10 protein-coding genes are annotated in these 13,817 nt (G+C 58.7%); 6 read left to right on the plus strand and 4 right to left on the minus strand.

Annotated features, from left to right (window positions below; translation table 11 throughout):
- Positions 1 to 84: 84 nt before the first annotated feature.
- The 6 genes from gyrA (at position 85) to rpsA (ending at position 9,928) form a co-directional block, all read left to right on the plus strand.
- Complete coding sequence (gyrA, locus tag F568_RS0108100) at positions 85 to 2,838, plus strand: DNA gyrase subunit A (RefSeq protein ID WP_019018220.1); 2,754 nt, start codon at positions 85 to 87, stop codon at positions 2,836 to 2,838.
- Between the two features lie 68 nt (positions 2,839 to 2,906).
- A complete protein-coding gene (serC, locus tag F568_RS0108105; RefSeq protein WP_019018221.1) occupies positions 2,907 to 3,989 on the plus strand; it encodes a 3-phosphoserine/phosphohydroxythreonine transaminase in 1,083 nt (360 codons plus the stop codon).
- 36 nt (positions 3,990 to 4,025) lie between these two features.
- A complete protein-coding gene (pheA, locus tag F568_RS0108110) occupies positions 4,026 to 5,117 on the plus strand; it encodes a prephenate dehydratase (protein WP_019018222.1) in 1,092 nt (363 codons plus the stop codon).
- A 1-nt stretch (position 5,118) separates the two neighbouring features.
- A complete protein-coding gene (locus tag F568_RS0108115; RefSeq protein ID WP_019018223.1) occupies positions 5,119 to 7,371 on the plus strand; it encodes a bifunctional prephenate dehydrogenase/3-phosphoshikimate 1-carboxyvinyltransferase in 2,253 nt (750 codons plus the stop codon).
- A complete protein-coding gene (gene cmk, locus F568_RS0108120; RefSeq protein WP_019018224.1) occupies positions 7,368 to 8,063 on the plus strand; it encodes a (d)CMP kinase in 696 nt (231 codons plus the stop codon). The genes F568_RS0108115 and cmk overlap by 4 nt, the downstream gene beginning before the upstream one ends.
- 185 nt (positions 8,064 to 8,248) lie before the next feature.
- Positions 8,249 to 9,928 carry a 30S ribosomal protein S1 gene (gene rpsA, locus F568_RS0108125; protein WP_019018225.1) on the plus strand — a complete coding sequence of 560 codons (1,680 nt, stop codon included), beginning with the start codon at positions 8,249 to 8,251 and terminating at the stop codon, positions 9,926 to 9,928.
- A gap of 123 nt (positions 9,929 to 10,051) precedes the next feature.
- Here rpsA and F568_RS0108130 read toward each other — a convergent pair whose 3' ends face one another.
- The 4 genes from F568_RS0108130 to F568_RS0108145 all read right to left on the minus strand — a co-directional run bounded on the left by F568_RS0108130 (position 10,052) and on the right by F568_RS0108145 (position 13,704).
- A complete protein-coding gene (locus tag F568_RS0108130; RefSeq protein ID WP_019018226.1) occupies positions 10,052 to 10,828 on the minus strand; it encodes an RNA methyltransferase in 777 nt (258 codons plus the stop codon).
- A 179-nt stretch (positions 10,829 to 11,007) separates the two neighbouring features.
- Positions 11,008 to 12,642, minus strand: coding sequence for a chaperonin GroEL (groL, locus tag F568_RS0108135; protein WP_019018227.1), 1,635 nt, complete (start codon positions 12,640 to 12,642; stop codon positions 11,008 to 11,010).
- Between the two features lie 68 nt (positions 12,643 to 12,710).
- Entirely contained in the window at positions 12,711 to 13,004 is a 294-nt protein-coding gene (locus F568_RS0108140) for a co-chaperone GroES (RefSeq protein WP_019018228.1), read from the minus strand.
- Positions 13,005 to 13,191: 187 nt separating this feature from the next.
- A complete protein-coding gene (locus F568_RS0108145) occupies positions 13,192 to 13,704 on the minus strand; it encodes an FxsA family protein (RefSeq protein WP_019018229.1) in 513 nt (170 codons plus the stop codon).
- Between the last annotated feature and the right edge of the window lie 113 nt (positions 13,705 to 13,817).

The following is a 13,817-nucleotide window of genomic DNA, read 5'->3' on the forward strand; positions in this document are numbered from 1 at the left end:
TGCCGTCAGGCTCCGCATGGGATGATGCTTGCATGCCATATGCCAGCTGCTTACCAGTCGCAGTGCCAAAGGATTTGACAACCCATGGGTGATATCGCCAGAGAGATTCTTCCAGTCAATATCGAGGACGAGCTGAAACAGTCGTACCTCGACTACGCGATGAGCGTGATCATCGGCCGCGCGCTGCCCGATGTTCGCGATGGCCTTAAGCCAGTACACCGCCGCGTACTGTTCGCCATGCATGAGCTTGGCAACGACTGGAACAAACCCTACAAGAAGTCCGCGCGTGTGGTCGGTGACGTCATCGGTAAATATCACCCGCACGGCGATAGCGCGGTGTACGACACCATCGTGCGTATGGCGCAGCACTTCTCGATGCGCTATGTGCTGGTCGACGGCCAGGGTAACTTCGGTTCCATCGACGGCGACAGCGCTGCAGCGATGCGTTACACCGAAGTGCGCATGGCCAAGTTATCGCATGAGCTGTTGGCCGACCTCGAGAAGGAAACCGTCGATTGGGTCGATAACTACGACGGCACCGAGCGAATTCCCGATGTGCTACCTACCAAGGTTCCGAACCTGTTGGTCAATGGGGCCTCGGGCATTGCCGTGGGTATGGCGACCAATATCCCGCCGCACAACATGGTCGAGGTCATCAACGGTTGCCTCGCCCTGATCGACGATTACACGCTGACCGTCGACGATCTGATGGAGTACATTCCCGGCCCTGATTTCCCTACCTCGGGCATCATCAATGGCAAGGCGGGTATTCTCGATGCCTACCGGACGGGGCGGGGACGTATCTATGTCCGGGCGCGGCATAGTATCGAGTATCACGAGAAGTCCGGGCGCGACCATATCGTCATTACCGAGTTGCCCTATCAGGTCAACAAGGCACGTCTGATCGAGAAGATTGCCGAGCTGGTCAAGGAAAAGCGTATCGAGGGTATTGCCGAGCTACGTGACGAGTCCGATAAGGACGGGCTGCGTGTGGTGATCGAGACCAAGCGTGGCGAGTCCGGTGAGGTGGTCGTCAACAACCTGTTCGCCCAGACCCAGCTGCAGACCGTATTCGGCATCAACATGGTGGCGCTCGATAACGGCCAGCCCAAGACTCTCAACCTCAAGGAAATTCTCGAGGCCTTCGTACGGCACCGTCGTGAGGTTGTGACCCGTCGTACGCTTTATGAACTCAAGAAGGCGCGTGAGCGCGGCCATATTCTCGAAGGGTTGGCGGTCGCCATCTCCAATATCGACGAGGTGATCGAGCTGATCAAGGCGTCGCCGAGCGCCGCCGAGGCCAAGGAGAAACTACTCGATCGTGCCTGGCAGCCCGGGCAGGTCACCGGCATGCTGGACCGCGCCGGCGCTACATCCTGCCGGCCCGAGGGGTTGGAGGAGGGGTATGGGCTCGCCGAGGACCGCAGCGAATACCGGCTGTCCCCGGCTCAGGCCCAGGCCATTCTCGAACTGCGCCTGCATCGCCTGACAGGCTTGGAAACCGAGAAGCTGCTCAACGAATATCTGGGCATTCTCGAAAGGATCGCCGAGCTTACGGAGATCCTGGCCTCCGCTGATCGTCTGCTCGAAGTCATCCGCGAGGAGCTGATCGCGATTCGCGACCAGTACGGTGACAAGCGCAAGACAGAGATTCAGATCAGTCGTCTGGACTTGACCATAGAAGACCTGATCAACGAAGAGGACATGGTCGTCACCATTTCGCGCAGCGGCTATGCCAAGACGCAGCCGATCAGTGACTACCAGGCCCAGCGCCGGGGTGGTCGTGGCAAGTCGGCGACGAGCATGAAGGACGAGGATGTCATTGAGCATCTGCTGGTCGCCTCGACCCACGATACGGTGTTGCTGTTCTCCAACAAGGGCAAGGTCTACTGGTTGAAGGTCTATGAAATACCTGCAGCCAGCCGAGGGTCGCGTGGCAAGCCCCTGGTCAACCTGCTGCCGCTGGATGCTGACGAGTCGATCAACGCCATGATGCCGGTCCGCGAATATAGCGAGGACTGCTATATCTTCTTCGCAACTGCCAGCGGTACCGTCAAGCGCACCTCGTTGGACCAGTTCTCGCGTCCGCGTAGCGTCGGTCTGATTGCCATCGATCTTGAAGAGGGCGACCGGCTCGTTGGGGCGGCGATTACCTCGGGCAACGATCATGTCATGCTGCTGTCCTCCAATGGCAAGGCGATTCGCTTCGAAGAAACCAACGTGCGCGCCATGGGCCGTACTGCTCGTGGCGTACGGGGCATGCGCCTGCAGAAGGGTGCCGAGGTCATCAGTCTGATCATTCCTCAATCGACCTTGATCGATAGCGAGGCGGATGATGACCAGCGGGACGCAGAGGGCAACGTCAGCCATGTCAGTAATGGCAACGACGAACAGATCTACATCCTGACAGCCTCCGAGAATGGTTACGGCAAGCGCACCCGGCTCGAGGAGTTCCCGTTGCGGGGTCGTGGCGGCCAGGGTGTCATCGCCATGCAAACCAGCGAGCGTAACGGGGCTCTGGTAGCCGCCATGCAGGTGGCCAGCAAGGACGAGATGATGCTGATCACCGATCGTGGCACCCTGGTGCGTACTCGGGTTGAAGAAGTCTCGGTCACCTCGCGTAACACGCAGGGCGTCATGCTGATCCGCCTCGGTGAGGCCGAGTCACTGGTCAAGACGGTGCGTATCGACGAGCCGGCCGAAGACGCGGTGGATGATGCCTCTCTGGAGGATGATGCGGTACCGGCCGAAGCCAAGGATGTCACCAATCATGGCGTGGAAACGCCTATCGACGATGCCTCGGCTGAGGCATCGTCAGACGAGCCGGATTCCGAGTAATAACGATGCACAGCGACCGCCGCTTACCCGGCGGTCGTTTTCGTAGGTCTTTGCGAGAGTCAGCGCTGATGACACGTCACCATAATTTCTGTGCCGGCCCAGCGGCACTTCCCGCCCCAGTCCTTGAACGCGCTCGCGACGAGATGCTCGACTATCAGGGGCGTGGACTTTCCGTCATGGAAATGAGCCATCGTAGCCCCGAATTTACGGCCATCGCCGAAGGGGCGGAAGCGACCCTGCGTTCGCTGCTCAACGTGCCGGACAATTACCGGGTGCTATTCCTTCAGGGTGGGGCCTCGACTCAGTTCGCCATGCTGCCCTACAACCTGCTGGGCAATGGCGGAACCCCCAACTACCTCTATACGGGTATCTGGGGCAAGAAGGCAATTACCGAGGCCAAACACTTGGGCGGGGCGCATATCGCCGCGTCCAGCGAGGCCAACGGGCTGACTGCCGTGCCGCGGCCAAGCGACATTGTCCTGTCCAGTGATGCGGCGTACCTGCACTACACCGACAACGAGACGATCGGTGGGCTGGCCTTCGATTATATTCCCGAATGCGGCGCACCACTGTGTTGTGACATGTCATCGTCGATCCTTTCCGCGCCGTTGGACATCTCGCGCTTCGGTGTGATCTATGCCGGGGCGCAGAAAAACATTGGTCCAGCAGGATTGACGCTGGTTATCGTCCACGAAGACCTGCTCGATCGTGCTCATCCGGACGCTCCGACCATGTTCAACTACCGTGTCATGGCCGAACACGGCTCGATGTACAACACTCCGCCGACCTATGCCTGGTACCTGGCTGGCTTGGTGTTCGAGTGGCTGCGTGATGATATCGGCGGGCTTGACGCGATGAACGCTATCAATGAACGCAAGGCGGCCAAGCTTTATGGTGCGATCGACGCCAGTGACTTCTATAGCAATCCTATCGAGCCGATCAACCGTTCGCGAATGAATGTCCCCTTTGTGCTGGCCGATGAGTCGCTCAATGACCTTTTTCTGAAGGAATCCGAGGCGGTCGGCCTGCTCAATCTGAAAGGGCATCGTAGCGTGGGCGGCATGCGCGCCAGCCTTTACAATGCGGTTCCGGAAGCCTCCGTGGATGCACTGGTGAGCTTCATGCAGGATTTCGAGCAACGTCGCGGATGATGCGGGTTGGAAGTGCTGAGTGAGAGGAACTGAAGAATGAGCGAATCCCCGGTCAATCTCGACGAGTTGCGCAATCGCATCGATGCCATCGATAGCGAAATCCTGCGCCTGATCAGCGAGCGGGCCATGTGCGCCCAGACCGTTGCCCAGGTGAAGACCGCCGATGATCCTCAGGCGGTATTCTACCGTCCCGAGCGTGAAGCTCAGGTACTGCGGAGGATCATGGCCCTGAATACCGGACCGCTGGACTCCGAGGAGATGGCGCGCCTGTTCCGCGAGATTATGTCCGCCTGCCTGGCCCTCGAACAACCTGTCAAGGTGGCCTATCTTGGGCCGGAAGGCACGTTTACCCAGCAGGCCGCGCTGAAGCACTTCGGTGAAAGCGCCAAAAGCCTGCCAATGGCAGCCATCGACGAGGTGTTTCGCGAGGTCGAGGCGGGGGCTGTCAATTATGGCGTGGTCCCGGTGGAAAATTCGACCGAAGGGGTGGTCAACCATACGCTGGATTCGTTCATGGACTCATCCATGAAGATCTGCGGCGAGGTGGTGTTGCGCATACACCATCATTTGCTGGTGTCGTCTACCACCCGACAGGACAAGATATCGCGCATCTACTCTCACCCGCAGTCTTTCGCTCAATGCCGTAAGTGGCTCGATGCGCATTATCCTCAGGCTGAGCGGGTGCCGGTCTCGTCCAACGCTGAGGCTGCGCGCCTGATCAAGACCGAGTGGCACAGCGCCGCGATCGCCGGTGACATGGCTGCCAAGCTGTATGGACTCGACAGGATCGCCGAGAAGATCGAGGATCGACCGGACAATTCCACGCGCTTCTTGATCATCGGGCATGAAGACGTACCGATGTCCGGCGATGACAAGACCTCGTTAGTAGTCGCCATGCGTAACCAGCCGGGTGCCTTGCATGACCTGCTCGAGCCGTTCCATCGTCACCAGATAGATATGACGCGTCTCGAGACGCGTCCATCGCGTACTGGTGCGTGGAATTACGTCTTCTTCATCGACTTCAAGGGGCATGTCGATCAGCCGGAGGTGGCTGCCATGCTCGAAGAGGTCCGTGTACGGTCTGCCGAAGTGAAAGTACTAGGATCCTATCCCCAGGGCGTTCTCTAGTATGGGTGGCCAGCGTAGCGTATCTGACGCGGGCGGAGTGAACGAGCCGCGTATTCTCATCGTCGGCCTAGGGCTCATCGGCGGGTCGTTGGCTGCCGGGCTGAAAGCATCGGGCTACAAAGGAAAGATTGCGGCCTGCGATCGCGATCCGGCTGAGATCGAACAGGGCGTTGCCCTCGGTGTCATCGACGAAGGTGGAACCGAACTGGCGGCGCTGGTGCCGGGTAGCTCACTGATTGTACTGGCTGTACCGGTGCTGGCCATGGAGCCGGTCATGGCTGAACTGGCCCCGTTGATAGAGGATCAAGTGGTTACCGATGTCGGCAGCACAAAGCTGGCGATTCATCAGGCAGCCGAGCGGGTCTTCGGCCGGTTGCCGCCGCGATTCGTACTCGGCCATCCCATTGCTGGCTCCGAGAAGAGCGGGGTGGCGGCCTCCAATCCGTCATTGTACCGCCGTCACAAGGTGATTCTGACGCCCCAGTCCGATACCGACCCTGAAGCGGTAGCACGAGTCCGAGCGCTGTGGCAGGCCTGTGGCGCCCAGGTGCTGGAAATGGACGTGGCGCGACACGACCAGGTACTGGCGCGGACCAGTCATCTGCCGCATCTTCTGGCATTTTCGCTTGTGGATACCCTGGCGCGCCAGGACGAGCGACTCGATATCTTTCGTTACGCCGCGGGCGGATTTCGCGATTTTACCCGTATTGCCGGTAGCGATCCGGTGATGTGGCGCGACATCTTTACGGCCAACCGTGAGGCCGTGCTGGAAGCGCTGGACGACTTCGAGGTTGGTGTTGCGCGGCTTAGGCAGGCTGTTACTGACGGCGATGGCGATGCCATGCTGGGGATCTTCGACCGGGCCAGCCATGCCCGACATTATTTCGATACTCTTTTGAATCAGACGAGATATCAGGCGATGGAACAACGCAACGTCCGCTACCGTGTCAGCCCCGGCGGCAGTGTCCTGGGCACGATTCGCGTCCCGGGAGACAAGTCGATCTCTCACCGATCGATCATGCTCGGTGCCCTGTCCGAGGGGGTGACCCAGGTTCAGGGCTTCCTCGAAGGCGAGGATAGCCTAGCCACGCTACAAGCATTCCGGGAGATGGGGGTGGTCATCGAAGGGCCGCACCAAGGCCGCGTAACTATTCATGGGGTTGGCATGCATGGCCTGAAAAAGCCGGCCGGTCCCTTGTATGTCGGCAATGCCGGCACCGCCATGCGCTTGTTTGCCGGCCTGCTTGCCGGTCAGGCGTTCGATACCGAGCTAACCGGCGATGCCTCGCTGACCAAGCGCCCCATGGGGCGAGTTGCCGATCCGCTGCGCCAGATGGGTGCGGTCATCGAAACGGCTGAAGGTGGTCGGCCGCCCCTGAAAATCAAGGGCGGGCAGGCGCTCATGGGCATCGACTACGACATGCCCATGGCCAGTGCCCAAGTGAAATCCTGCCTGTTGCTGGCCGGTATGTATGCCCAGGGCGAGACGCGTGTGCGCGAGCCGGCACCAACCCGCGACCATACCGAGCGCATGCTCAATGGCTTCGGCTATCCGGTGAATCGCGAGGGTGCCGTGGCCATGCTGCAGGGTGGTGGGCGCCTCACGGCGGCGCCTATCGATGTGCCTTCCGATATTTCGTCTGCAACTTTCTTCCTGGTGGCTGCTGCGATCACGCCGGGTGCCGATCTGACCCTCGAGCACGTCGGTATCAATCCGACTCGCGTCGGGGTCATCAACATCCTCAAGGCCATGGGCGCCGACCTGGAGCTGTCCGATGAGCGCGAGGTCGGTGGCGAGCCGGTCGCTAACGTTCGCGTGCGCTATGCACCGCTCAAAGGGATCGAGATTCCGGTGGACCAAGTGCCGCTGGCCATCGATGAGTTCCCTGCACTGTTCATCGCCGCTGCCAACGCCAACGGTGTGACCCGGCTGCGGGGCGCCGAGGAGCTCCGCGTGAAGGAATCCGATCGGTTGCAATCCATGGCCGATGGTCTTGCCATTCTCGGAGTCGAAAATAAGCTATACGAAGACGGCATCGATATTGTCGGTAGTGGTAGCGATGGGCCCAGCTACGGCGGAGGACATATCGACAGCCATGGCGATCATCGCATTGCCATGGCGTTCACCATTGCCGGGCTGCGCGCCAGTGGCAATATCGTTATCGACGACTGTGCCAATGTGGCGACGTCGTTTCCCGGCTTCGTCGATCTGGCGCGTCGGGTGGGGCTGACTCTGGAGGAGGTGAGTGCATGAACTCCCCGCATCAAGCGGCGGTGCTGACCCTCGATGGGCCCGGCGGTGCCGGCAAGGGAACGATCAGCCGGCTTATTGCTGAGCGTCTGGGTTGGCATCTGCTTGATTCCGGTGCCTTGTACCGGCTGACCGCACAAGCGGCCGTAAAGCATGGCGTCTCGTTTGATGACGAGCCGGCTCTGGCGCGTTTGGCCGAAACGCTGGACGTAACGTTCCTGGCTGAGGATAGCGTCACACGGGTCATGCTGGAAGGCGAGGATGTCAGTACGGCCATTCGCACCGAAGCCGCCGGAGAGCGAGCATCACAGGTTGCCGTCTTGCCCGCGGTACGCCAAGCGCTGTTGGCACGCCAGCGCGACTTTCGGCAGATGCCGGGGCTGGTCGCCGATGGTCGAGATATGGGAACCGTGGTCTTTCCCGACGCACCTCTCAAGATATTTTTGACTGCTTCGGCTGAAGAGCGTGCTAGGCGACGCTTCCTTCAGTTGCAGGAAGCTGGCGAAAATGCTAGTCTACCGAGTCTTTTAAAAGAGATTCAGGCTCGAGACGCGCGCGATATGCAGCGCGCCGTGGCGCCACTCAAACCGGCACATGATGCCATTGAGCTGGATACCACCGAGCTGGCGATACCGGATGTGGTGGATCACATACAGAGACTTCTCGCTGATCAAGGCTTTATTCCTTCGGCCTGAGTCCAGTGAGACAGACGCTTCCGGGTCCCCCGGCAAGATGTGAAGACGTGGTTCGGCAACTGACTGAAAGCCGAGCCAGGTCAAACCAGCGCTAACATCCCCGGGGATTTGTGCAGTAGGCCCGTACTTGCTGGTGGTGCGGAGAAGGCGACAACCGCCATTAACGTTGATCACGTAGGATGCTCATGAGCGAAAGCTTTGCTGAATTGTTTGAACAGTCTCTCCAGGACATCAACATGGAACCCGGTGCCATCGTCATGGCAACCGTGGTGGACATCGATGGTGACTGGATTACCGTCAACGCCGGCCTGAAGTCCGAAGGGCAGATTCCCGCTGCTCAGTTCAAGGACGATAATGGCGAGCTGACCATTGGCGTTGGCGACGAAGTCAAGGTTGCATTGGAAGCCGTTGAAGACGGTTTCGGTGAAACCCGCCTGTCCCGCGAGAAGGCCAAGCGTGCCGAAGCGTGGAAAGAGCTGGAAGCAGCCTTCGAGAAAGACGAGATCGTCAAGGGCGTGATCAACGGCAAGGTCAAGGGCGGTTTCACCGTCGACGTGGCATCTATCCGTGCCTTCCTGCCGGGCTCTCTGGTCGACGTTCGCCCGGTTCGCGACACCGCGCACCTGGAAAACAAAGAGCTCGACTTCAAGGTCATCAAGCTCGATCCCAAGCGTAACAATGTCGTAGTTTCCCGCCGCGCCGTCCTCGAAGCCGAGAACAGCGCCGAGCGCGAAGCTCTGCTCGCTACCCTGCAGGAAGGCCAGCAGATCAATGGTATCGTCAAGAACCTGACCGATTACGGTGCGTTCGTTGATCTGGGTGGCGTTGACGGTCTGCTACACATCACCGACATGGCCTGGAAGCGTATCAAGCATCCTTCCGAGATCGTGGCCGTTGGTGATGAGATCAACGTCAAAGTGCTCAAGTTCGACCGCGAGCGTAATCGCGTATCGTTGGGCCTGAAGCAGTTGGGCGAAGATCCGTGGGTCAACATCAAGGATCGTTACCCGGAAGGCACCAAGGTCAACGCCCGCGTCACCAACCTCACCGACTACGGCTGCTTCGCCGAGCTGGAAGAGGGTGTCGAGGGTCTGGTTCACGTGTCCGAAATGGACTGGACCAATAAGAACATCCACCCGTCCAAGGTCGTTCAGGTCGGCGACGAAGTGGAAGTCATGGTTCTGGACATCGACGAAGAGCGTCGTCGTATTTCCCTGGGTATCAAGCAGTGCACCACTAACCCGTGGGAAGATTTCAACGCGCGCTACAACAAGGGTGACCGCGTTTCTGGCACCATCAAGTCGATCACCGACTTCGGTATCTTCATCGGTCTCGAAGGTGGCATCGACGGTTTGGTTCACCTGTCCGACATTTCCTGGACCGAGACCGGTGAAGAAGCCGTTCGTCAGTTCAAGAAGGGCGACGAAGCCGAAGCGGTCATTCTGTCCATCGATCCTGAGCGTGAGCGCATCTCGCTAGGCATCAAGCAGCTTGAAACCGACCCGGTTTCCGAGTTCCTGGCTGTGAACGACAAGGGCGCTATCGTCACAGGTCGTGTAGTGGAAGTCGATGCCAAGGAAGCCCAGGTCGAGCTGGCAACTGATGTCATCGCCGTTCTGAAGGCTTCCGAAATCAGCGCGGATCGTATCGAAGATGCACGTAACGTGCTGAGCGAAGGCGACAGCGTCGAAGCGCGTATCGTGGGTGTGGATCGCAAGAACCGCGCCATCAGCCTGTCCATCAAGGCGAAGGATCAGGCGGCCGATACCCGTCGCAACGTGAACCGTGGGCGCGATCAGGAAACCGAGTCCGGTGGACCGACCACTATCGGCGACTTGATCAAGCAGCAGATGGGTCAGGACTGATATTGCCTCCCTCGGGGTGCTTTCCCCGAGGGATGATCAGCCAAATGATCATCTAAGCCGCGGCCTCCTTTGGGGGCCGCGGCTTTTTTATGCTGGCATTAATACCGAGTGACAACCGCAACGTCATTTTTTAGGCGCATCACCATTTACACCTGCATCGACGCAACGTGATGGGCCTGCCTTTTGCTCTATGGAATTTAAGAAGCCGCGCAGGATCGAAAGCTCCTTGCGTGTCGGCTGGGCCCGTGTAAACAGCGCGTGCATATGATCCCCGGTTCGTGCATGTGGCTGGGTGAGAAAACCGATGTCCTGCATCACGCGATGTAAATGGTCGTGAAACTGCGTCACTTGCTGCTGGGTAGGTAGAGGTGTACTACGCGGTGCAGCTGTTTTGAAATTGCTGTCCGGTCGATGTCGCCAGGCGCGGAATACTTCGTAAGCCAAGACCTGGACCGCCTGGGATAGATTAAGTATTCCGTAGTCAGGGTTGGCAGGGATACTCACCTGATGAGTACAACAGCGGATCTCTTCATTAGTCAGGCCGAAGCGTTCACGACCGAAAACCAAGGCAACCGGGGCGTCACTGGCAAATGAAACGATATCGCGAGCCATGTCGTCGGGCTCATCATAATGGGGAAGTGGCATATTGCGTAGACGTGCACTGGCGCCTACAACCTGCACGCAATCGGTTATGGCCTCTTCAAGCGTAGTGACTACGCGAGCGTTATCGACAACATCCTCCGCGCCGGCGGCTAGACGGCTGGCCTCCTCATCGGGAAATTGACGCGGGTTGACTAATGTCAGCTGATTCAGGCCCATGGTTTTCATGGCGCGGGCACTGGCCCCAATGTTACCGGGATGGAACGTCTGGACGAGTACGATGCGAATATTTTCAAGCATGAAGAGATGTCATGATTGCAGAATGAAGGGCTAGTTTACGTGAGGCACTCCGCCTGCGGGAGTCATTAGCCTTAGCGAGGGGCTGGTTTGCTGGTAATGAATAACTGGGCATGAAAAAGCCCCGCCAATCTATGGCGGGGCTCGATACTAGCTAAGGCTAGTGGTGCAGGGCCGACTGCTTACATCATGCCGCCCATGCCACCCATGCCGCCCATGTCCGGAGCGGCTTCCTTCTCATCCGGATCGTCGGCGATCATCGCCTCGGTGGTGATCATCAAACCAGCCACGGAACCGGCAGACTGCAGCGCAGAGCGGGTCACCTTGGCCGGGTCGAGAACACCCATTTCGAAGAGGTCGCCGTACTCACCGGTCTGGGCGTTGTAGCCGAAGTTGCCTTCACCATCCTTGACGCGATTGAGGATGACAGATGCTTCTTCGCCAGCGTTGGTGACGATCTGACGCAGCGGAGACTCCATAGCACGGATCGCAATGGCGATACCGTGGGTCTGGTCTTCGTTGTCGCCCTTGAGGTCCCGGATCTTGGACAGGATGCGGACCAGAGCGGTACCGCCACCAGGTACTACGCCTTCCTCGACGGCTGCACGAGTGGAGTGCAGGGCGTCTTCGACGCGAGCCTTCTTCTCCTTCATCTCGACCTCGGTCGCGGCACCGACGCGGATGACGGCAACACCGCCAGCCAGCTTGGCGACACGCTCCTGCAGCTTCTCGCGGTCGTAATCGGAGGATGTCTCTTCGATCTGGGCGCGGATCTGGCTGACGCGCGCTTCGATGTCGCCCTCGGCACCTGCACCATCGATGATGGTGGTGTTTTCCTTGGACATGGTGATGCGCTTGGCGCTACCCAGATGATCCAGGTTGGCCTGCTCGAGGGTCAGGCCGACTTCTTCGGAAATCACCGTACCGCCGGTCAGGATGGCGATATCCTGCAGCATGGCCTTGCGACGGTCACCGAAGCCGGGCGCCTTGGCAGCCGCAACTTTGACGATACCGCGCATGTTGTTGACGACCAGAGTCGCCAGAGCTTCACCTTCGATGTCCTCGGAGATGATCACCAGCGGCTTGCCAGCCTTGGCGACAGCTTCCAGTACCGGCAGCAGTTCGCGAATATTGGAGATCTTCTTGTCGACCAGCAGCAGCAGGGCGTCTTCCAGCTCGACGGCCATCGTGTCCTGGTTGGTCACGAAGTAGGGAGACAGGTAGCCACGGTCGAACTGCATGCCTTCGACCACTTCCAGCTCGTCTTCGAAGCCGCGGCCTTCATCGACAGTGATGACGCCTTCCTTGCCGACCTTCTCCATCGCTTCGGCGATGATCTGACCGATGCGCGCATCGCCGTTGGCAGAGATAGTGCCGACCTGAGCGATGGCTTTGGAATCGGTGCAAGGTACGGAGAGCTGCTCGATTTCCTTGACAGCTGCAATGATGGCCTGATCGATACCGCGCTTCAGGTCCATCGGGTTCATGCCGGCTGTCACGCCCTTGAGACCTTCATTGACGATGGACTGGGCCAGAACGGTAGCGGTGGTAGTACCGTCACCCGCCACGTCTGAAGTCTTGGAAGCGACTTCCTTGACCATCTGCGCGCCCATGTTCTCGAACTTATCCTTGAGCTCGATTTCCTTGGCGACGGAAACGCCGTCCTTGGTGACGGTCGGGGAGCCGAAAGACTTCTCGAGAACGACGTTGCGGCCTTTCGGGCCCAAGGTAGCTTTTACAGCGTCGGCGAGGATGTTGACACCACGTGCCATGCGCTTGCGAGCGTCATCTGAGAACTTGATCTGTTTCGCTGCCATTTTCTTTGCTTCCTGAAGTCAGTGCGATAAACGATTAATGGAATAAAGGACCGGGTCTTAGCCCGCTATTAACCTTCAACCACGGCAAGAATGTCTGATTCGCTCATGATCAGAACTTCTTCACCATCGATTTTCTGCTTTTCGACGCCGAAGCCTTCCTTGAAGATGACGGTATCGCCAACCTTGACGTCCAGCGGACGTACTTCACCGTTGTCGAGAATCCGGCCGTTACCGACGGCGAGGATTTCGCCACGAGTCGGCTTTTCCTGGGCGTTGCCCGGGAGCACGATTCCGCCAGCTGTTTTCTGTTCTTCTTCAACGCGACGGACGACGACGCGATCGTGCAAGGGACGGATGTTCATTGCTCACGTTCTCCTGATAGTTGCATGACTCGAAGTGCATGATCCCTGTCGAGCAAAGCTCAAGGGGTGGGAAGCCGAAGCTACCCGCTGTTATTGACCAAACGGTAATACCGCATGATCGAATTCGTTACTGATCCCCTTAGTGGGGTCGGTGAAATCCCTTTCAAGGCCGGCAAAGAAAAAAATTTCAATAGCGCGGCTCGTCCTTGGAAATAAAGTCGCCTTCGATGGGTGTGCCCTGATTCTGGTCTTTGTCGTTGTGTTCCTGATCTAGCGGATCGCTCTCTTGGCGGGGCTGTTGAGACCAGCCGTCGCTTCCTCGCGTATAGCCTGTCGCGGTAAAGCTTTGGAAACGAAAAGGGAGACGTGACAAAAACCTGCCCAGAAGTCGCCGTGACGTAGGCAAGAGGCACATGAAGCCCAGGGCATCGGAGAGAAACCCTGGAGCCATGAGCAGGGCGCCGCCAAAGATCAGGGCCGCGCCGATCATCAGTTCGTCGGAGGGTATTTCCCCTTGGGCAAGGCGCTGCTGAGCGCGCTGGAACGTGGCCAATCCTTCGCGACGTACCAGATGCAGGCCCAGGAAACCGGTTCCCAGAATGAGCAGCAATGTCATTAGCAGGCCAATCTGGGCGCCTACAGAAAACAGAATGACGAAATCCAGCAGGGCGAACAGGGTAAAGGCAAAGAGAATCGGCATAGGTGCTCCGGATCACGTGACTTTTCAGGAAATGGTGGCGAATCGACAGATTGCAAGTCCATTCAAGCATCCAGCTCCCCGCCTAAGGCCAATAGCGGTGGCGATCCAGGCAT

Source organism: Modicisalibacter luteus DSM 23508 (assembly GCF_000378505.1).
Classification (GTDB): Bacteria; Pseudomonadota; Gammaproteobacteria; order Pseudomonadales; family Halomonadaceae; genus Modicisalibacter; species Modicisalibacter luteus.

Excerpts from the sequence above, each read along its gene's own strand:
- pheA (WP_019018222.1), top strand. The coding sequence starts at position 4,026 with ATGAGCGAATCCCCGGTCAATCTCGACGAGTTGCGCAATCGCATCGAT.
- gyrA (WP_019018220.1), top strand. The coding sequence starts at position 85 with ATGGGTGATATCGCCAGAGAGATTCTTCCAGTCAATATCGAGGACGAG.
- groL (WP_019018227.1), bottom strand. The coding sequence starts at position 12,642 with ATGGCAGCGAAACAGATCAAGTTCTCAGATGACGCTCGCAAGCGCATG.
- F568_RS0108130 (WP_019018226.1), bottom strand. The coding sequence starts at position 10,828 with ATGCTTGAAAATATTCGCATCGTACTCGTCCAGACGTTCCATCCCGGT.
- F568_RS0108115 (WP_019018223.1), top strand. The coding sequence starts at position 5,119 with ATGGGTGGCCAGCGTAGCGTATCTGACGCGGGCGGAGTGAACGAGCCG.
- rpsA (WP_019018225.1), top strand. The coding sequence starts at position 8,249 with ATGAGCGAAAGCTTTGCTGAATTGTTTGAACAGTCTCTCCAGGACATC.
- cmk (WP_019018224.1), top strand. The coding sequence starts at position 7,368 with ATGAACTCCCCGCATCAAGCGGCGGTGCTGACCCTCGATGGGCCCGGC.
- serC (WP_019018221.1), top strand. The coding sequence starts at position 2,907 with ATGACACGTCACCATAATTTCTGTGCCGGCCCAGCGGCACTTCCCGCC.
- F568_RS0108145 (WP_019018229.1), bottom strand. The coding sequence starts at position 13,704 with ATGCCGATTCTCTTTGCCTTTACCCTGTTCGCCCTGCTGGATTTCGTC.
- F568_RS0108140 (WP_019018228.1), bottom strand. The coding sequence starts at position 13,004 with ATGAACATCCGTCCCTTGCACGATCGCGTCGTCGTCCGTCGCGTTGAA.